The 16,378-nt window shown below is 73.5% G+C and carries 17 protein-coding genes and 1 pseudogene; 7 read left to right on the forward strand and 11 right to left on the reverse strand.

Annotation, left to right across the window (positions count from 1 at the left end):
• Nucleotides 1-194: 194 nt before the first annotated feature.
• Together BIV01_RS03340 and BIV01_RS03345 are read right to left on the reverse strand one after the other, a co-directional pair.
• Entirely contained in the window at nucleotides 195-2,591 is a 2,397-nt protein-coding gene (locus BIV01_RS03340) for an ATP-binding cassette domain-containing protein (RefSeq protein ID WP_071301915.1), read from the reverse strand.
• Nucleotides 2,592-2,737: 146 nt separating this feature from the next.
• The gene (locus BIV01_RS03345) at nucleotides 2,738-3,415 is read right to left on the reverse strand and encodes a hypothetical protein (RefSeq protein ID WP_071301916.1); all 678 of its coding nucleotides are present in this window, start codon (nucleotides 3,413-3,415) and stop codon (nucleotides 2,738-2,740) included.
• 109 nt (nucleotides 3,416-3,524) lie between these two features.
• Here BIV01_RS03345 and BIV01_RS03350 point away from each other — a divergent pair, with 109 nt between their 5' ends.
• Nucleotides 3,525-3,944 carry a VOC family protein gene (locus BIV01_RS03350; protein WP_070418740.1) on the forward strand — a complete coding sequence of 140 codons (420 nt, stop codon included), beginning with the start codon at nucleotides 3,525-3,527 and terminating at the stop codon, nucleotides 3,942-3,944.
• Here the strand turns inward: BIV01_RS03350 and BIV01_RS03355 are convergent.
• Nucleotides 3,925-4,869: a methyltransferase family protein gene (locus tag BIV01_RS03355; protein ID WP_071301991.1), complete on the reverse strand. Its 945-nt coding sequence runs from the start codon at nucleotides 4,867-4,869 to the stop codon at nucleotides 3,925-3,927. The two genes, BIV01_RS03350 and BIV01_RS03355, sit on opposite strands and share 20 nt — an antisense overlap.
• A 152-nt stretch (nucleotides 4,870-5,021) precedes the next feature.
• Between BIV01_RS03355 and BIV01_RS03360 the strand changes: the two genes are divergently transcribed.
• Nucleotides 5,022-5,663, forward strand: coding sequence for an acyltransferase (locus BIV01_RS03360; protein WP_071301917.1), 642 nt, complete (start codon nucleotides 5,022-5,024; stop codon nucleotides 5,661-5,663).
• On the opposite strand, the gene BIV01_RS19645 is transcribed toward BIV01_RS03360, so the two are convergent.
• From BIV01_RS19645 to BIV01_RS20475, 3 genes and pseudogenes are all read right to left on the reverse strand, one after another.
• Nucleotides 5,647-5,784, reverse strand: a complete 138-nt coding sequence (locus tag BIV01_RS19645; protein WP_156794898.1) for a hypothetical protein — start codon at nucleotides 5,782-5,784, stop codon at nucleotides 5,647-5,649. The genes BIV01_RS03360 and BIV01_RS19645 overlap by 17 nt on opposite strands.
• Before the next feature lie 88 nt (nucleotides 5,785-5,872).
• A complete protein-coding gene (locus tag BIV01_RS03365; protein WP_071301918.1) occupies nucleotides 5,873-6,772 on the reverse strand; it encodes an SDR family oxidoreductase in 900 nt (299 codons plus the stop codon).
• Between the two features lie 77 nt (nucleotides 6,773-6,849).
• Nucleotides 6,850-7,460: pseudogene (locus BIV01_RS20475) on the reverse strand (alpha/beta fold hydrolase).
• A 44-nt stretch (nucleotides 7,461-7,504) separates the two neighbouring features.
• On the opposite strand from BIV01_RS20475, the gene BIV01_RS03375 reads away from it, so the two are divergent.
• Nucleotides 7,505-7,759 (forward strand): DUF7218 family protein, encoded by a 255-nt coding sequence (locus BIV01_RS03375; protein WP_071294860.1) that lies wholly within the window; start codon nucleotides 7,505-7,507, stop codon nucleotides 7,757-7,759.
• A gap of 22 nt (nucleotides 7,760-7,781) precedes the next feature.
• Complete coding sequence (locus BIV01_RS03380; protein WP_071294861.1) at nucleotides 7,782-8,000, forward strand: hypothetical protein; 219 nt, start codon at nucleotides 7,782-7,784, stop codon at nucleotides 7,998-8,000.
• Between the two features lie 3 nt (nucleotides 8,001-8,003).
• On the opposite strand, the gene BIV01_RS03385 is transcribed toward BIV01_RS03380, so the two are convergent.
• The 4 genes from BIV01_RS03385 to BIV01_RS19225 are packed head-to-tail and all read right to left on the reverse strand — an operon-like array spanning nucleotide 8,004 to nucleotide 11,495.
• Nucleotides 8,004-8,837 (reverse strand): glycoside hydrolase family 16 protein, encoded by an 834-nt coding sequence (locus BIV01_RS03385; RefSeq protein WP_217642531.1) that lies wholly within the window; start codon nucleotides 8,835-8,837, stop codon nucleotides 8,004-8,006.
• A gap of 30 nt (nucleotides 8,838-8,867) precedes the next feature.
• Nucleotides 8,868-10,178 (reverse strand): PP2C family protein-serine/threonine phosphatase, encoded by a 1,311-nt coding sequence (locus tag BIV01_RS03390; RefSeq protein ID WP_071301919.1) that lies wholly within the window; start codon nucleotides 10,176-10,178, stop codon nucleotides 8,868-8,870.
• A 49-nt stretch (nucleotides 10,179-10,227) separates the two neighbouring features.
• The gene (locus BIV01_RS03395) at nucleotides 10,228-10,488 is read right to left on the reverse strand and encodes a hypothetical protein (protein ID WP_071301920.1); all 261 of its coding nucleotides are present in this window, start codon (nucleotides 10,486-10,488) and stop codon (nucleotides 10,228-10,230) included.
• A gap of 26 nt (nucleotides 10,489-10,514) precedes the next feature.
• Entirely contained in the window at nucleotides 10,515-11,495 is a 981-nt protein-coding gene (locus BIV01_RS19225; RefSeq protein WP_071301921.1) for an HD domain-containing protein, read from the reverse strand.
• A 96-nt stretch (nucleotides 11,496-11,591) separates the two neighbouring features.
• On the opposite strand from BIV01_RS19225, the gene BIV01_RS19230 reads away from it, so the two are divergent.
• Nucleotides 11,592-12,554 (forward strand): SDR family NAD(P)-dependent oxidoreductase, encoded by a 963-nt coding sequence (locus BIV01_RS19230; protein ID WP_071301922.1) that lies wholly within the window; start codon nucleotides 11,592-11,594, stop codon nucleotides 12,552-12,554.
• Between the two features lie 72 nt (nucleotides 12,555-12,626).
• Nucleotides 12,627-13,874 carry a hypothetical protein gene (locus BIV01_RS03410; protein WP_071301923.1) on the forward strand — a complete coding sequence of 416 codons (1,248 nt, stop codon included), beginning with the start codon at nucleotides 12,627-12,629 and terminating at the stop codon, nucleotides 13,872-13,874.
• Nucleotides 13,875-14,030: 156 nt separating this feature from the next.
• On the opposite strand, the gene BIV01_RS03415 is transcribed toward BIV01_RS03410, so the two are convergent.
• Nucleotides 14,031-15,257, reverse strand: coding sequence for a cobalamin-independent methionine synthase II family protein (locus BIV01_RS03415; RefSeq protein ID WP_071301924.1), 1,227 nt, complete (start codon nucleotides 15,255-15,257; stop codon nucleotides 14,031-14,033).
• Nucleotides 15,258-15,315: 58 nt separating this feature from the next.
• Between BIV01_RS03415 and BIV01_RS03420 the strand changes: the two genes are divergently transcribed.
• Nucleotides 15,316-16,344 (forward strand): transporter, encoded by a 1,029-nt coding sequence (locus tag BIV01_RS03420; RefSeq protein ID WP_071301992.1) that lies wholly within the window; start codon nucleotides 15,316-15,318, stop codon nucleotides 16,342-16,344.
• Nucleotides 16,345-16,378: the final 34 nt, after the last annotated feature.

Genomic DNA, 16,378 nt, shown 5'->3' on the forward strand with positions numbered 1-16,378 from the left:
ACGACCGCGGTCGCGGACGACCGGACTCCCCACACACCGCTCAGCATGCTCCGGTCGCCCCGCGGGTGCATCCTCCGGAGGGATGAAAAGCTGATGGCCACTCAGCGAGCGCTGCGGCTCTCGACCCACACCGGGTCGGACTGGAGGCACGGTTCAGGCCCGCACCGCGCCTCCAGGCCGTCACCCGGTCGCGTTCACCGCCCCAGCTGCGCGCGCAGGTAGGGCGCGGTCCGACTCGTGGCGGACGCCGCGACCGCGGCCGGCGTACCGGCGGCGACCACCTGCCCGCCCGCGTCCCCACCGGCGGGACCCATGTCGATGACGTGGTCGGCCGCCGCGACGACGTCCATGCTGTGCTCGACGACCACGACCGTGTTGCCGGCGTCCGTGAGCCGCGACAGCTGCTCGGACAGCAGCTCGACGTCGGCGGGGTGGAGGCCGGTGGTCGGCTCGTCGAGCAGGTAGAGCGTGTGGCCGGACCGGGCGCGCTGCAGTTCGGTGGCGAGCTTGATGCGCTGCGCTTCGCCGCCGGACAGCTCCGGGGCGGGCTGGCCGAGTCGGAGGTAGCCGAGACCGACCTGGCGCAGCGTCTCGAGCCCACGCGCCGCGGCCGGGAGGCCGGCGAGGAACGGTGCCGCCTCGTCGACGGTCATGCCGAGCACGTCGGCGATGCTCGCGCCGTCCCACCGGACCTCGAGCGTTTCGGCGTTGTACCGGGCACCGTGGCACTCCGGGCACGGCGCCCAGCTGCCGGGCAGGAACAGCAGCTCGACGGAGACGGACCCCTCGCCCTGGCACACCTCGCACCGGCCGCCCGCGACGTTGAACGAGAACCGTCCGGCGCCCCAGCCGCGCTCCCGTGCGGCATCGGTGGCGGCGAAGGCCTGGCGGACGGCGTCGAACAGGCCCGTGTAGGTGGCGAGGTTCGACCGGGGCGTGCGGCCGATCGGCTTCTGGTCGACCTGGACGACCCGGGTCACGAGCGGGTGCGAGGCGCCCTCGGTGGCCAGGACGCCACCGACGAGCGAGGACTTCCCCGAGCCGCTCACCCCCGTGACCGCGGTGAGGACCCCGAGCGGGACGTCGACGTCGAGACCGTGCAGGTTGTGCAGCGTCACGTCGCGGAGCGCCAGGGTGGCGACCGGCTCCCGCGGTGTGCGGGCGGCAGGTGGGCCGGCCGGGTGGAGGAACCGCCGCGTCACCGACCCCTCGACGTGCTGGAGGCCGTCGACGGGACCGCTGTACAGGACGGTGCCGCCACCGGAGCCCGCGCCCGGCCCGACGTCGACGATCCAGTCGGCGCGGCGGACGATGCTCATGTCGTGCTCGACCACGAAGACGCTGTTGCCGCCGGCGCGCAGGTCGTCGAGCACCTGCACGAGGGACTCGGCGTCGGCGGGGTGCAGACCGGCGCTCGGCTCGTCGAGGACGTACACGACACCGAACAACCCGGAGCGGAGCTGCGTCGCGATCCGGAGCCGCTGCGTCTCACCGGGGGAGAGCGTCGGCGTCGACCTGTCGAGCGCGAGGTACCCGAGCCCGAGGCCGAGCAGGACGTCGAGGCGCGTGACGAGGTCACCCGCGATCGCCACGGCCACCTCGGTGTGCTCGCCCGAGGACGCACGGGACGTCGCCGCCGAGGCGTCCGTGATCGCGGCGATCGGCCGGAGCACGTCGGCGAGCGCCGTGATCGGCAGCGCGTTGAGGTCGGCGATGCTGTGCCCGCCGACCGTCACGGCGAGGGCCGCCCGGGTGAGCCCGGTGCCGCCGCACAGGCCGCACGGCCCGGACTCGACGTACTGCAGGGCCTTGGCGCGCTGGGTCTCGCTCTGGGAGTCCGCGAGGGTGTGCAGCACGAACTGCCGGGCGCTCCAGAACCGACCGCGGTAGGGCTTGGCGACCCGGTCGCGCTTCGGGTGCACTTCGACCACCGGCTGCTCCTCGGTGAAGAGCAGCCAGTCGCGGTCGGCGCGGGGGAGGTCCCGCCACGGCCGGTCGATGTCGTAGCCGAGCACCGCCGTCACGTCGCGGAGGTTCTTGCCCTGCCAGGCACCGGGCCACGCGGTGATCGCGCCGTCGCGGATGCTGAGCGAGTCGTCGTGGACCGTGGACGCCTCGGTGACCTCGTGCGCGGTGCCGAGTCCGTGGCAGCGGGGACAGGCCCCGGCGGCGGTGTTCGGCGAGAACGAGTCGGACTCGAGCCGGTCGGCTCCCGGCGGGTAGGTGCCGGCGCGGGAGAAGAGCATGCGCATCGAGTTCGACAGGGTCGTCAGCGTGCCCACGGTGGAGCGGGCACTCGGGGCACCGCGGCGCTGCTGCAGGGCGACGGCCGGGGGGAGTCCCGTGATCGACTCCACGTGCGGGGTGGACCCCTGCGCGATGAGTCGCCGGGCGTACGGGGCGACGGACTCGAGGAACCGGCGCTGCGCCTCGGCGAACACGGTGCCGAACGCGAGGCTCGACTTGCCGGAGCCGGAGACGCCGGTGAAGGCGACGATGCGGTCGCGGGGGATGTCGACGTCCACGTCCTGCAGGTTGTGCTCGCGGGCGCCGCGGACGCGGATGAACTCGTCGGGGCGGGGGTCGGGCATCCTCACGATGCTAGGCGGAGGCGGCTGGGTGCTCGGGTGCCGGTGGTGGGCGGGGACCGTCCGGTGCTTTGGCGGGCGGGGACCGGCCGGTGCTGGTCGTGTGCCGGGAGCGTCCGGTGCTGGTGGTGGGCGGACACCGCCGGACGTCATCCCGACCGGCGTCGGTCCGCCGCCGCCAGTGCCCGGCGCATCCGCTCCGCGTCGCCGACCGCCCACCCGCCGGAACTCGCCAGCGGCAACTCCGTCATGTGCCGACGCAGGTGCTCCGGGTAGTCCCGCACGACCCGGTCGGGGTCGTCCCGCACCGTGGCGTACAGCGCGGGGCCGTCCGCGTAGAACAGGTCGGCGACGACCAGCCGGCCGTCCGAGCCGCGCATCACGTTCGCCGGGTTGTCGTCGAGCGGACCCCACCACGGCTGCTCCCGGGCGCCCCGCGCGTGCACGGCGTCGATGTGCCCGGCGAGCGCCGCTACGTCCGGCTCCCGTGCACGGATCGACCGGTGGAAGGCCGCCCCTTCGGCCGTGGACACCGGCGCGAGGTACTCCATCACCGTGAGGTCGGACCCGCCCTCGAGCACGCGGTGGTCGACCAGCACGGGGACCTGACGGGTGTGCGCCGCCACACGGTAGAGCATCGCCGAGTACGGCCCGGCGGGGTCGAACGGGCTGACCCGCGCCGCGAGCCGACCGGAGGGGGAACGGAACGCGCACGCCCAGTCCCCGGTGCCGCACGGCGTCCACCCGAGGCCCTCGAGTGTCCGGACCACCTCGGTCCACGGCATCTCGGCGCTGAGGTGCTCGTCGTACGCGTCGTCGCTGTCCACCGCCCCATCCTGCACGACCCGCCCACGGGCTTCCGCACGCGCCGACGGTCTGGGACGATCAACGCGACACGGACGACGGCGCCCGTGCACCATCCGCGAGGAGTCCACCATGACCGTCCGACTCAACCCGTACATCGGCCTCCGCGACCAGGCCCGTGACGCGCTCGACTTCTACCACGGCGTCTTCGGCGGCGAACTCACCGTCAACACCTTCGGCGAGGCCGGCATGGCTCAGGACCCCGCCGACGCCGACAAGGTCATGCACGGCCAGCTCGAGGGCGAGAACGGCCTGCTGCTGATGGCCTCCGACGCACCGACCGGCATGGAGGGCCCCGACGTCAGCAACATCTCGGTGTCCCTGAGCGGTGACGACGAAGCAGCCCTCACGCGCTACTGGAACGGGCTCGCCGACGGGGCGAAGACGATCATCGAACCCCTCACGAAGGCCCCGTGGGGCGACACGTTCGGCATGGTCACCGACCGTTTCGGCGTGACCTGGCTCGTCAACATCAGCGGCGCGGCGGGCTGATCGCGTCCGCCGGGGTGCTCGCCGGGACCGGCCACCGGGGGACCCAGCACCGGACGCGTGCGGCGTAGCGCCGGAAGTCGTCGCCGAACCGGTGGTCGAGGTCGGCCTCCTCGAGCGGGCGGACGACGCAGTTCCAGACGATCGACCCGGCGAGCGCGTACACGACCACCATCCACGAGGTGAGCAGGAGCCCGACGGCGACGCCCTGGGCGATGCCGGCGAGCGCCATCGGATTGCGCACCGAGCGGTACGGACCGGCGATCACGAGCCGGTTCGGCATCGCGGACGGCAGCGGGGTCCCGGCGCCCTGCGTCGACATCGCCGCTGCGGACGCGATGCCGAGCGCACTCGCGGCGACGACTGCGACGGCTCCGGTGACGACAGCGGTGGTCACGACGCCGTCGGGCAGCGTCGGGTGGAGCCGCCAGCGGTGCTCGGCGGCGGCGATGGCGAGCGGCAGCACCCCGAGGAAGAGCCCCCAGAAGACGGTGATCTGCAGGACGGTGCCGAGGACGTGGCGGCGGCGAGCGTCGGGGTCGGCGGTCCGGAACCGCAGCGGGCCGGTCGTCAGCCACTCGGTCGGGACCCGGCCGAGCACGACGAGCGCCAGGGCGAGGGCGGACCCGACGGTCGCGCCGATCATCACGAGCACACCGGCACCGGCCTCGGTCGTCGCGGTGGCCCAGACGGCCAGGGCGGCCAGGACCAGCGCGGTCCACCCGGTCGTGACCACCGCGGCGGCGCGACTGCCGGCCGCTGCGAGCGCCGATGCCACGACGAAGAGCGGGACGTCGAACACCGCGACGACGACGGGGTCGAGCGAGCCGAGGGTCGCCGACCGGACCCCGGGGAGGGTGCACACCGCGATCCACCAGAGGGCCCCCGCGACCGACTGGACCGCGAAGTACCGTCGGCCCCAGGACATGCGAGCACGGTAGCAGTGCGGGATCCCGGCAGCGGACACCGCAAGAATCGCGCAACGCCCCGGTCCCCGCGTTGTCGACCGTGCTCGAGCCGACCTACCGTTCCGGCTGTGTGCGAGGACGCACACGTCCCCCTGCGAGACCTGGAGGCGGCATGTCCGCACGCACCGCATCTCCGTCCACGTTCGGCTCACGGCTGCGCGACGACGTCGTCCACGCCCGCGAGTACACGCTGTTCACGCTGCTGCTCGGTTCGCCGTTCCTGACACGTGCGGTGCGCCGGTTGATCGCGTCCGCCGCGGGCGCCGAACTCGCGTCGAGCCCCGGTCCGCTGTTCTCACTGACGGGGGACCCGAAGAACCTCGTGGTCGGCCGGGGCGTGTACTTCAACCGGAACGTCACGGTCGAGGCCGTCGCGCCGGTCCGGATCGGCGACCACACCGCGATCGGGATGCAGGTGCTCGTGATGACGAGCCACCACGAGATCGGCGACGACGGGGCGTGGAGCGAGACCGCCTCGGGCCGGTCGGTCGACATCGGCGAGCGGGTCTGGATCGGTGGGCGTGCCGTCGTGCTGCCCGGGACGGTCATCGAGGACGACGTGGTGGTCGCGGCCGGGGCGGTCGTCCGGGGGCGGCTCACGTCCCACGGCGTCTACGCCGGGGTGCCGGCGCGGCGGATCCGCGAACTCGGCGTCCCGGGCGCCGCCCCTGCCCCCGCACCTGCGGCCGCCGCTGCGGCGACGCCCGCGGTCCCGGCCGCAGGCGTCGCTCCGGCGGTCAGTCCTGCCGGTTGATCTGGCCCAGCCAGCGCCCGAACGACGGCTTGCGCTCGTCGTGCAGGACGGACACCGTCGTCGCCGGCGTGCAGCTCCGCTGGACGTCGACGGCCGTGCTCTCGTGGAGGTCGTGGCTCATGGTGTGCTCCTTCGCGTTCGGTGGTGGATGAGACACCCGGGACGCGCGTTCCATTCCCGGGTGCGTGCAGCCCGTGGGCCGTGCCGGGTCAGGGCGTCACCATGCCGCCGTTCACGTTGAGGGTCTCCCCGGCGACGTAGCTCGACTCGTGCGAGGCGAGGAACACGTAGGCGGGCGCGAGTTCGGCCGGCTGCGCGGCGCGGCCCATCGGCGACTCGCTCGACCCGAACTCGGGCAGCGACTCCGGGTCGACGCCGCCGCTCGGCTGCAGGACGGTCCAGGTGGGTCCGGGAGCCACGATGTTCACCCGGATCCCACGCTCGACGAGTGCCTGCGACAGCCCCTTCGAGAGGTTGTTGATCGCGCCCTTCGACGCCGCGTAGTCGAGCCGGTCCGGAGCGGGCTTGTACGCCTCCATCGACGCCGTCGTGGTGATCGTCGACCCCGGCTGCAGGTGGGGGAGCGCAGCGCGGACCAGGCGGAACAGCCCGAACACGTTGACGTCGAACGTCGCCTCGAACTGCTCGTCGGTGAGGTCCTCGACCTCGGGCTGCCAACGCTGCTTGCCGGCCACGCTCACGAGCGCGTCGAGGCCGCCGAGTCCCGCGACGGCCTGCTCGACCAGCGTGGTCGCGTAGGACCGGTCCCGCAGGTCACCTGGTACCGCGACGGCCGTCCGGCCCGCGGCGCGGATCTGCTCGATGACGTGGTCCGCGTCGGACTGCTCCTCCGGGAGGTACGCGAGCGCGACGTCGGCACCCTCGCGTGCGAACGCGATGGCGACGGCGCCACCGATACCGGAGTCCGCGCCGGTGATCAGCGCCTTCCGACCGGTGAGCCGGCCGGTTCCCCGGTAGGTCTCCTCACCGAGGTCCGGTACCGGCCGCATGCGGCTCTGGAGGCCCGGCTCGGCTTGCGTCTGCGGCTCCGGCTGGACGTCGGGGTAGCGGGTACGCGGGTCGGCTGGCTCGTACTGGTCGCGGGGCATGGTGCGGGTCCTCTCATCGGTTCCCTCCCACAGAACCGGACGGCATCTGGACCGCCGCCCAGGAGTGCGGTGACCGGTCAGTGCCGCGCGCGACGGCGGGGTGCGACACCGTCGCTCTTGTCGGTCGCGTGGAACGCCTCGACGAGCTGCGCGACGAGGTCCGGCTGCTCGACGACGAGGCCGTGCGTCGCCCTCGGGACCACTGCGAGTTCGCCGTCCGGCAGTGCCTCGAGCATCTGGGCGAGGTGGTCGAGCCGCACCTCGTCGTCGTCCCCGCACAGGATGAGGACCGGGACGTCGAGGCCGCGGAGCTGCGTCACCGTGACCGCGGGTTCCGCCGTGTGCAGCACCCGCGACTTGGCGGTGACGACCTCCCAGTGCTCCGGAGGGTCGGGGGACACCTCGGCGTAGGCGTCCGCCATGAACCGAGGCGGCACCCGACGAGGTGCACGGGGCCGGCGCCGAGGGACCGCACGGTGCCGGCGAGTTCCTCGGCCACGTCCGCGAAGTGCCACGGGCCGTCGACGTCGGGAGTGCGACCGTGCCCGGCTCGGTCGACGAGCACGACACGGGCGCCACCGAACGCCTCGGCCAGCGCCGACATCGACCGGGAATCGGTGCCACCGGGGTGGAGCAGCACGATCGGGGTGCCCGGACCACCCGGGTCGGAGGTCCAGGGTTCGGTCATGCCGGAGTCTCCCACGTCGAGGACCCGGGCGTACGGTGTGCGCCATGCCGAACCAACTCAAGAAGCCGGACATGTACGAGGAGCTCCGCAAGGAGGGCAACTCGAAGGAGAAGGCCGCCCGCATCAGCAACGCCGCCGCGGCTCGGGGCGAGCACGCCGTGGCGAAGAAGGGCGGCGAGTCCGGGTCGTACGACGACTGGACCGTGGCGGACCTCAAGCGACGCGCGAAGGAGCTCGGCATCACCGGGTACTCGTCGAAGCGGAAGGCCGAGCTCGTCGAGGCGCTCCGGGAGCACTGACGGCATCTGGCACCATGGAGTCGTGAACGAGACGGGCATGCCGCGCTTCCGACGGATCTGGTCGACGGTGCAGGTGGGCGTGCTCGCCGTGGCCGTCGTGTTCTGCGTCGTGATGCTCGTGATCGGCCAGGGCAAGCTCGACCGCGTGTACGCCGTGGCCGCGGTGTTCTTCGGCCTCGCCCTCATCGGGCACAGCACGTACCTGTGGCTCGTCGCGCGGAACGGCCGCGGCCGCCCCTGAGCCTCAGGCGTTCGCGAAGACGCGCACCCAGTCCACCGTCATCTGCTGCGGGAAGCGCGTCGACGCGTCGGGCGACCCGGGCCACGAGCCGCCGACGGCCACGTTGAGGACGACGAAGAACGGCTTGTCGAACACCCACGGGTCCGCCCCGACGTCGGCACGGGTCAGCGTCCGGTACGCCGTGCCGTCGACCGACCACGTGATCGAGTCCGGACGCCAGTCGACGCCGAACACGTGGAAGTCGTCGGCGAACGGAGCCCCCGTGGGGTTCGTGGACGCCGCCGAGATGCCCTGCGCGCCGGAGTACCCCGGGCCGTGCACCGTGCCGTGGACCACGGTCGGTTCGTACCCGACGTTCTCCATCACGTCGATCTCGCCGCAGGCCGGCCACCCGACCGACCCGATGTCCGCGCCGAGCATCCAGAACGCGGGCCAGATCCCCTGCCCCCGGGGGATCCGGATGCGCGCCTCGATCCGGCCGTACTGCGCCGTCGAGGTGCCCTCGGTCTTCAGTCGTGCCGAGGTGAACGAACCGTCGGCCTCACGCCGGGCGGTGATCACGAGGTTGCCGGCACCGTCGAGCGCCGCGTTCCGCCGGGAGTCCGTGTAGGTCTGCAGTTCCCCGTTGCCCCACCCGCCCGCGCCGAGGTCGTACCGCCAGACGGCGCTGTTCGGTGCACTGCCGGCTGGCCCGTCGAACTCGTCCGCGGCGAGCAGGGTGCCCGCTGCCGCCACGGCCGGTGTGGAGCGGCTCGCGATGCTCGTGCCGACGATCGCGGCGGTGGTCCCGGCGATGCCGGCGGTCATGAACCGGCGACGGTCGATGCGGTCGTCCACGTCGTCCTCCTCGGGTGTGCGCGTGGGTGGTCAGGGTCGGTAGGCGATGCAGAGCACCGTGACGTCGTCGGGGTGCTCGCCGCGGTGGGCGAGCTCGGTGATCCCGTCGACGAGCTGCTGGGGGTGCGAGCGTTCGGCGACCCAGGCCTCGAAGCGGTCGAGCGCGTCGAGGTCCCCGCCGAAGAGGTCGAGCACCCCGTCGCTGACGCTCACGACGACGTCGCCGGGCTCGAGGTCGGTCGTCTCGCTCGACCACGAGGTCCCGACGCCGATCGGCAGGTGCCCGGACCGCAGCGACCGGACCGCGCCGTCGGCACGCCGGAGGAGGCTCAACCCGTGGCCGGCGTCGACCCAGCGGGCGTGGCCGTCGCGGTCGATCCGCACGTGGAAGCACGTCGTGAACTGTGCACTCTCGACGTCGGACGTCCCGGTCGCCAGGCCGGCGGCCGCTCGACGGACCGCCGTGGCCGCGTCCGGTTCGTCGACGGTGCTGCGCACGAGGGACCGGACCGCGGCGGCGATCATGCCGGCGCCGACGCCCTTGCCCATCACGTCGCCGAGCGTGAAGGCCGCGCCGTCCGGTGTCGGGAACCAGTCGTAGAAGTCGCCGCCGACGGTCCGTGCCGGGATGCACACCCCGAGTGCGTGGAGTTCCGGTGGGAGTCCCTCCGTGGACGCGGGCAGCAGGGACTGCTGGACGAGGGCGGCCCGGTCGATCTCACCCTCGGCCACGCGACGACGACGCTGTGCGGTGCTGAGCCGGACGTCCGCCTGCCGGGCGAGCTCGTTGGTCACGGCCGCCGTCGCGCCGTACACGACGACCGCGAAGGCGAGCCGGACGAGTTCGCTCGGACGCGGTTCGGTGGGTTCCAGCACGTACGGCAACAGCAGCGTGGCGCAGGTCCCGAGCAGCGGGTACAGCACGTGGCGCCGACCCGGGCTCGCCGCCATCCAGATCACCGGCAGGACGACGACGGCGAGGAACACCGAACGGGTGTCGCCCGTGCCGTACCGGAGCAGCCCGATCGCGATGAAGTCGATCGCCGGGACGACCAGCTCGGCGCGGGCGGCGCCCGGCCAGCGCGCCATCACAGCCGCCACCAGCAGCCCGCCGAGGGCGAGTGCCACGCCGGTCCACATCCGCGGCGCGTCGGTGACCGGGAGCCAGGGGGTGAGTGTGCTGGTCACCGCGGCAGCCACCACGAGGGCAGCGACGACGGACTGCTTCGCCAGGGGCGCCCACGAGGCGCGGAGCCCGACGAGCGCGATGGGCCCGGTGTCCTCCCGTGCGGTCACGGTCCAGGTCCTGGGGGTCGCGGTCGAGCCGGCCGTGCTGGTCATCGGGTCGAGTCAAGCCGCTCCGGCCCGGCGGGGCAAGCCCGTGCCCGGGTCACCCGAACCGGACGGCGAGCGGCACGAGCAGCCCCGCGACCCAGACGAGCACCATGACGAGGGCGCCGATCGCGATGAACCGTCGGCGGCGTCGGAGCCTCGGACTCGGTTCGTCGCCCCACATCTGCGCGCGGACGAGGACCCGGTTCGCCTGCTCGACGACCTTGCGCACCTCGGGATCGTCGAGTTCCAGCACGCCGTCGCGGGCGTGCTGGGCGATGACGGTCGCCTCGTCGACGGTGAGGTCGTCCTTGCGCATGCGCCCATCGTGGCAGGCGGCCCGCGTCAGCGCACCCCGTCGCGCGTCACGGCCACCCGGAGCGGCAGGCCCGCGGCGAGTGCCGCGACTCGCGGATCGCGCAGGGGACGCCCTCCGACCGTCGGCAGGTCGAGGTAGCCACGGCTGACCGTGTGCCGGAGCGCACCGGTGGGCACGGGTCCGTCGCCGGTGCGCATGCGCCACGCCTGCGGTCGGCGACGCAGGAGGTCGGCGTCGGAGGCGGTGTCGGGGTCGGCGACGAGGCGCGCCCAGACCTCGTCCTCGGTGCTCCGGGCGAGGTCGGTCGGCGACAGCGCACCGCGGTCGAGCAGCCGCCCGACGAGGTCGCGGAGCACGGTCACGGGCACGAGGTTCGCCGCGGAGCGCTGCGCGAGTGCCTCGCGGACGGCCAGGTCGGCCAGCTCGAGGGCGTCGTCCGGATCCGCGTCGACCGTCCCGCCGACGAGCCGCAGGCGACCGAGCAGGACGTGCGGCGGCGTCTGCGTCCGTCCGTGCGCCTGGCCGCTCCGGAGGAACGAGTCCAGGTGGTCGAGCTTCAGTCCGTTCGGGACCGACGTCAGCACCGACGGCACGCGGCCTTCGTCGACCGCGATGACCTGGTCGGCGTCGATGCCCGGGACCTCGTCCGCGAGGTGCCGGATCGCGGTTCGTCCGAGGGAGTGGTGCTCGAGGCCGCCCAGACCCTCCAACGTGTGGCTGAACGGCAGGTGCCCGACGTCGTGCAGGAGTGCGGTCGTGCGGGCGAGGTGGTCGTCCGGAGCGAAGGCGGTGACGAGCGCGAGCACCCCGAGGGAGTGTTCGAGCCGCGAGTACGACTGGGTCGTCGTGAGCGCGGCACCGCCGGCGTGGGCGACGAACGCGAGCCGTCGCACCGTCCACGTCTCGAGCAGTCGTCGTTCGAGCGGGGTGAGCCGCACCTCCACCCGCCAGAGCGGATCGAACCAGACCCCGTCGATCCCGAGCGTGTCCACCGCGTCCCCGTGCACCGTTCCCCCTCGTCGCCTGCCCCTCGACGCTACCGGACCCGCCGTGCAGCACGTGCCCTGTGCGGGGACGGAGCCGCGACCGCGTACCAAGGACCCATGGCACATCGGTTCCGCGGGAAGATCGTCGTCGTCACCGGAGCATCGAGCGGGATCGGCAGGGCCGCCGCGCACGAGTTCGCACGGCAGGGCGCGACGCTCGTGCTGGCCGCCCGCAGCCACGACTCGCTCGAAGCCGCCGCCGCCGAGTGCCGGGCGCTCGGGGCCGAGGCAGTCGCGATCCCCACGGACGTCGCCGACGAGCACGCCGTCCGCGACCTCGTCGCGACCACCACGACCCGCTTCGGACGGATCGACGTCTTCGTGGGGAACGCCGCACTGTTCGTCTACGGCCTCTTCGAGCAGACCCCGACCGAGGCCTTCAAGCGCGTCGTCGACACGAACCTGTACGGCCACCTGCACGCGATCACCGCCCTGCTCCCGCACTGGAAGCAGCGGGGCGAGGGCACCTACGTCCTCGTCGGCTCGATCCAGTCGCTGCTGTCCGCGCCGTACCAGTCCGCCTACGTGACGAGCAAGCACGCGGCCCTCGGCCTGGTCGACGTCCTCGGCGACGAGTTCGCCGGCACGGGCATCCGCTTCGCCGCGCTCCTGCCGTCGACCATCGACACGCCGATCTACCAGAACGGCGCCAACTACACCGGCAAGACCTCGCACCCGCTGCCGCCGACGGTGTCCGTCGAGCGTGCCGGCCGCGCGGTCGTCCGGACGGCACTGCACCCCAAGCGCTACCGGTTCGTCGGCCGGATCCAGGCGTCGCTCGTGCCGCTGCAGTACGTCTTCCCCGGGCTGTTCCACAAGATCACCAAGCCGATGGTGCAGACGTTCGCGCTCCGCGGCACGGGAGCACCGACCGACGGCAACCTCTGGACCCCGGCCGACGCCGGCAACGCGACGAACGGCGGCTGGGTCGCGAAGCGTCGCCGCGTGACCCGGCCGCTGGCCTGGGCGGGCGCGGCTGCGGTCGTGGGCGCCGTGCTGCTCGGGCGCTCCCGCCGGTGACCGGAGCGGCCGCGTCCGACCGCTAACCTGCTGCTCGCGAGCGTGTCGGGTGCTCGTGGATCGGGGGACCGCATGGCCGACGCAGGACCGGCGACACGGGTCGACGTCGACACCGAGGACGCTGCCCGGGCACGTGCACGGTCGCACCGCGCGGGCTCGAAGGCAGGCAGCGGACCCTGGACCACCGTGCTCGTCACCGCGTGGATCGTGCTCGTCGTCGCCTTCGTCGCGATCTCGGTGTTCGAGAACGCCTTCCGGTACCGGGCGGTCGGCGCCTCGTTCCTCATCGCATCGGCGTGGACACTCCCGCCGCTGCTCGTCCTGCACGGCATCCACGCCGCCGTCGTCCGTCCCGGCGGGCCGCGCGCCCGCCGTCGTGACGCCCCCTTCGACCGTGCCGCCGCACGCGTGGTCGCCGAATCGCGTGCGGCGGGGTTCCCGGACCTCGACGTCGCCGCCCTGGTCCGGATGCTCCGATCGGCGGACAACGGCCCCGACCCGGGCACCGGCGAGCGTGGGATGCCCGACTGGCCGCTCCTCCGCTGGGAACTGCCGCTCGCGCCGCCACAGCCCGGTCGGTTCGTCGTCGCCGAGCGCAGGAGCGGACCCGAGCGCGGGAGCGGACCGGAACGCACCGTGCTGACGCTGGTCGAGCCGCGGGCCGAGACCCCCGTTCCCCGGACCGCCCCGTCGGTGGCGGAGCACCTCGGCACGATCGTGCTCGGGGCGTACCGACCGGACGCGCCGGCCCCCATCACCGCCGCGCGCATCGGCGGTGCCCCCGCGGTGCCCGAGGGATGGGAGTGGCCGCTGTGCGCCCACCACGACGAACCGATGCAGTTCACCGCCCAGATCGAACACCGGGAGACGCTCGTCAGCGTGTTCGTGTGTCAGTTCGACCCGGGGACGTGTGCCTCGTGGGAGCCCGACAGCGGCGCGAACGCGGCGTTCGTGTTCTCCCCCCGAGGGCTGCACCTCGCGGCCGAACCCGTCTCACCGCACGGCGATCCCGACGACCCGGAGCCGGCGTCTCCACCGCTCCTCGCCGACGCGATGCTCCTCCGGCACGTGCCGGTGCCGATGGTCCACGACGACGAGGACCCCGACCGAGTGCTCACGGCCGCGGCCGCCGAGGGGGTCCTCGTCGCGGGCCAGTACGGCGGCGTGCCGGAGTGGATCCAGGACGACGAGACCCCCGCGGGCACCGAGTTCGTCGCGTCGATCGAGCCGGGTCCGCTCGGGTTCGACCTCGGCGACGCCGGCCGGGCGTACGTCTTCAGCGACGGCGCGCGGGCGTCGGTGCTCTGGCAGAGCTCCTGAGCTCCGACGTCCCTCTCGGGGAGACGCGACCGCCTGCGGGCCCGGAGGCGCGGGTCGGGCCCGCACCGCGCCTCCAGGCCGCACCGTGCGAGCGTCCGCACACCGTGACAGGCCGTGCGGGCCGCACCGAGCGCGGAACCTCGCACGCTGCGACGGCTAGAAGAGCGTCGCGCTCGCCCGGCGCGCGCCCTCGCCGAGGGACTCGAGCTTCGCGGCGGCGATCTGCGGGTGGATGCGGCCGCCGAGGCCGCAGTCGGTGCCGGCGATGACGCGCTCCTGGCCGACGACCGAGGCGAACCGCTCGATGCGCTGCGCGACGAGGTCCGGGTGCTCGACGACGTTCGTGGCGTGGCCGACCACGCCGGGCACGATGACCTTGCCGTCCGGCAGCGCGACGTCCTGCCAGACGGTCCACTCGTGCTCGTGCCGGGCGTTCGCCGCCTCGAACGAGTACGCGCCGGCGTCGATGTCGAGCATGAGGTCGACGATGTGGCGGAGCTCGATGTCGGTGGTGTGCGGGCCGTGCCACGAGCCCCAGCAGAGGTGGAAGCGCACCCGCGAGGTGTCGAGGCCGCGCAGCGCGTGGTTGAGCGCCTCGACGCGGATGCGGGTGAAGGCGCGGTAGTCCTCGACGGTCGGCTCCGGGTTGATCTGGTCCCAGTTCTCGGCGATCGAGGGGTCGTCGATCTGCAGGACGAGACCGGCGTCGAGGATGATCCGGTACTCCTCGCGCAGGGCGTCGGCCCAGGCCCAGATGTGCTCCTCGTCGGTGGCGTAGGACTCGTTCGCGACCCGGGCGGCGGACCCGGGGGAGAGCGCCGTGATGAAGCCGTTCGCGGCGCCGGCCGCCTCGACGGCGTGCCGGAGGTTGGCGGCGTCCGTCCGGGCTGCCTCGTGCCCGGTGTACGCGATCGGGCCGGTCGTCGTCGGGAACGCGGTGGCGTTCTTGCCCGTGCCGATGCCCGAGCCCGGGTCGGTGTAGGCCTCGCGGAAGATCGTCCAGTCGCGGCGGTCCGGGAAGCTCGTGAGCCGGACGTGTCCGGGCTCGGAGCGGACCGGCTCCTGCGTGAAGATGTCCTCCTCGGTCAGGCTGAGGCCGCTGACGCGCTGGAACGAGTACCCCCACCAGGCGCCGTAGTCGACGCTGTTCGACATCGCCTTGCCGAACTCGCCGTCGCCGGGCTGCGTGATGCCGAGGGCGGTCTGGCGGGCGACGACGTCGTCGACCGCGGCGCTCGTGAGCGCACGGACCTCGTCGGTGGTCTCCAGCGTGAAGCCGTCGGCGGCGAGGGGCCGGGCGGCGTTCGCGGCGATGAGCTCCGGCGTGCGGGGCAACGAGCCGGCGGTGGTGGCCTGGACGTGGTCGGTGTTCTCGAAGGACATGCTGCCCAATCTGGCACGGGACCCCCGGGAGCGGTCCGACTCGGGAGAATGGGACACCGTGCCCCGTCCCACCACCCGCATCCCGCTCAACACCCTCGCCGTCCCGTTCGGTCTCGCCGGCTTCGCCGAGACCTGGTCGTACGCCGCCCCCGTCCTCGACCTGCCGGCCGTCCTCCCGCAGGTCTTCTGGGGCATCGCCGCCGTCGCCTGGACCTGGCTGCTCGCCGCGCACGCCGTCCGCGGGGTCCGGGTGCGCGCGCACGACCGGCTCGTCGACCAGCTGCGGCACCCCGCGCAGGGTCCCCTCGCGGCCCTGGTCCCGGCGACCGCGATGCTGCTCGGGGTCGACCTCGCGCACGGCTGGCCGGTCGGCGGGAGGGTGCTCGTGCTCGTCGCCGTGGCGGTCGCCGCCGGGTTCGCCGCCTGGCTCCTCGCGACGTGGTTCGAGGGTCGGCTCGCCGTCGAGTCGGTGCACGGCGGCTACCTCCTGCCGACCGTCGCAGCGGCGCTCGTCGGCTCGGTCGCCACGCACGAGGTCGGGCTCACCTGGCTCTCCTGGGCCTGCTTCGGCGTCGGCGTGTTCTTCTGGGTCGTGATGACCGGGCTGCTGCTCATCCGGCTGTCCTTCCGCCCCGCGCTGCCCGCACCGCTCGTGCCGACGATGGCGATCCTCGTGGCACCGCCGTCGGTCGCCACGGTCGCGGTGTTCGCGCTGACGGACGACGTGCTCACGGTCCCGGTGCAGGCGATCACCGGGCTCGGCGTGCTGCTCGTCGCGGTGCAGGTCGCCCTGCTGCCGCGGTACGCGCGGCTGCCCTTCTCGCTCGGGTTCTGGTCGTTCGTGTTCCCGGCGGCGGCGGTCGCGACGGCCGCGATCGAGTGGTTGCGGGTGCTCGACGTGCGGTGGGCGTGGATCCCCACCGCGGGGGTGCTCGCCCTGCTCTCGGTGCTGGTCGCGGTCGTCGGGTCGCGGTCGATCGCGCTGGCCGTGCGGCACCTGCTGCCCCAGGCGGAGGGCGTCCTGCAGGCCGCCGACGACGAGGACGCCGAGCCGGGCCCCGTGACGGGCGCGACCCGGACGGTCTGAACGCGACCACGGTTCGGGAGGCGCGGTGCGCGTC

Source organism: Curtobacterium sp. MCBA15_013 (assembly GCF_001865095.1).
Classification (GTDB): Bacteria; Actinomycetota; Actinomycetes; order Actinomycetales; family Microbacteriaceae; genus Curtobacterium.

What these genes read in the sequence shown, in the direction of transcription:
- BIV01_RS03340 (WP_071301915.1), bottom strand. Translation starts at nt 2,591, where the DNA reads ATGCCCGACCCCCGCCCCGACGAGTTCATCCGCGTCCGCGGCGCCCGC.
- BIV01_RS03350 (WP_070418740.1), top strand. Translation starts at nt 3,525, where the DNA reads ATGACCGTCCGACTCAACCCGTACATCGGCCTCCGCGACCAGGCCCGT.
- BIV01_RS03355 (WP_071301991.1), bottom strand. Translation starts at nt 4,869, where the DNA reads ATGTCCTGGGGCCGACGGTACTTCGCGGTCCAGTCGGTCGCGGGGGCC.
- BIV01_RS03360 (WP_071301917.1), top strand. Translation starts at nt 5,022, where the DNA reads ATGTCCGCACGCACCGCATCTCCGTCCACGTTCGGCTCACGGCTGCGC.
- BIV01_RS19645 (WP_156794898.1), bottom strand. Translation starts at nt 5,784, where the DNA reads ATGAGCCACGACCTCCACGAGAGCACGGCCGTCGACGTCCAGCGGAGC.
- BIV01_RS03365 (WP_071301918.1), bottom strand. Translation starts at nt 6,772, where the DNA reads ATGCCCCGCGACCAGTACGAGCCAGCCGACCCGCGTACCCGCTACCCC.
- BIV01_RS03375 (WP_071294860.1), top strand. Translation starts at nt 7,505, where the DNA reads ATGCCGAACCAACTCAAGAAGCCGGACATGTACGAGGAGCTCCGCAAG.
- BIV01_RS03390 (WP_071301919.1), bottom strand. Translation starts at nt 10,178, where the DNA reads ATGACCAGCACGGCCGGCTCGACCGCGACCCCCAGGACCTGGACCGTG.
- BIV01_RS03395 (WP_071301920.1), bottom strand. Translation starts at nt 10,488, where the DNA reads ATGCGCAAGGACGACCTCACCGTCGACGAGGCGACCGTCATCGCCCAG.
- BIV01_RS19230 (WP_071301922.1), top strand. Translation starts at nt 11,592, where the DNA reads ATGGCACATCGGTTCCGCGGGAAGATCGTCGTCGTCACCGGAGCATCG.
- BIV01_RS03410 (WP_071301923.1), top strand. Translation starts at nt 12,627, where the DNA reads ATGGCCGACGCAGGACCGGCGACACGGGTCGACGTCGACACCGAGGAC.
- BIV01_RS03415 (WP_071301924.1), bottom strand. Translation starts at nt 15,257, where the DNA reads ATGTCCTTCGAGAACACCGACCACGTCCAGGCCACCACCGCCGGCTCG.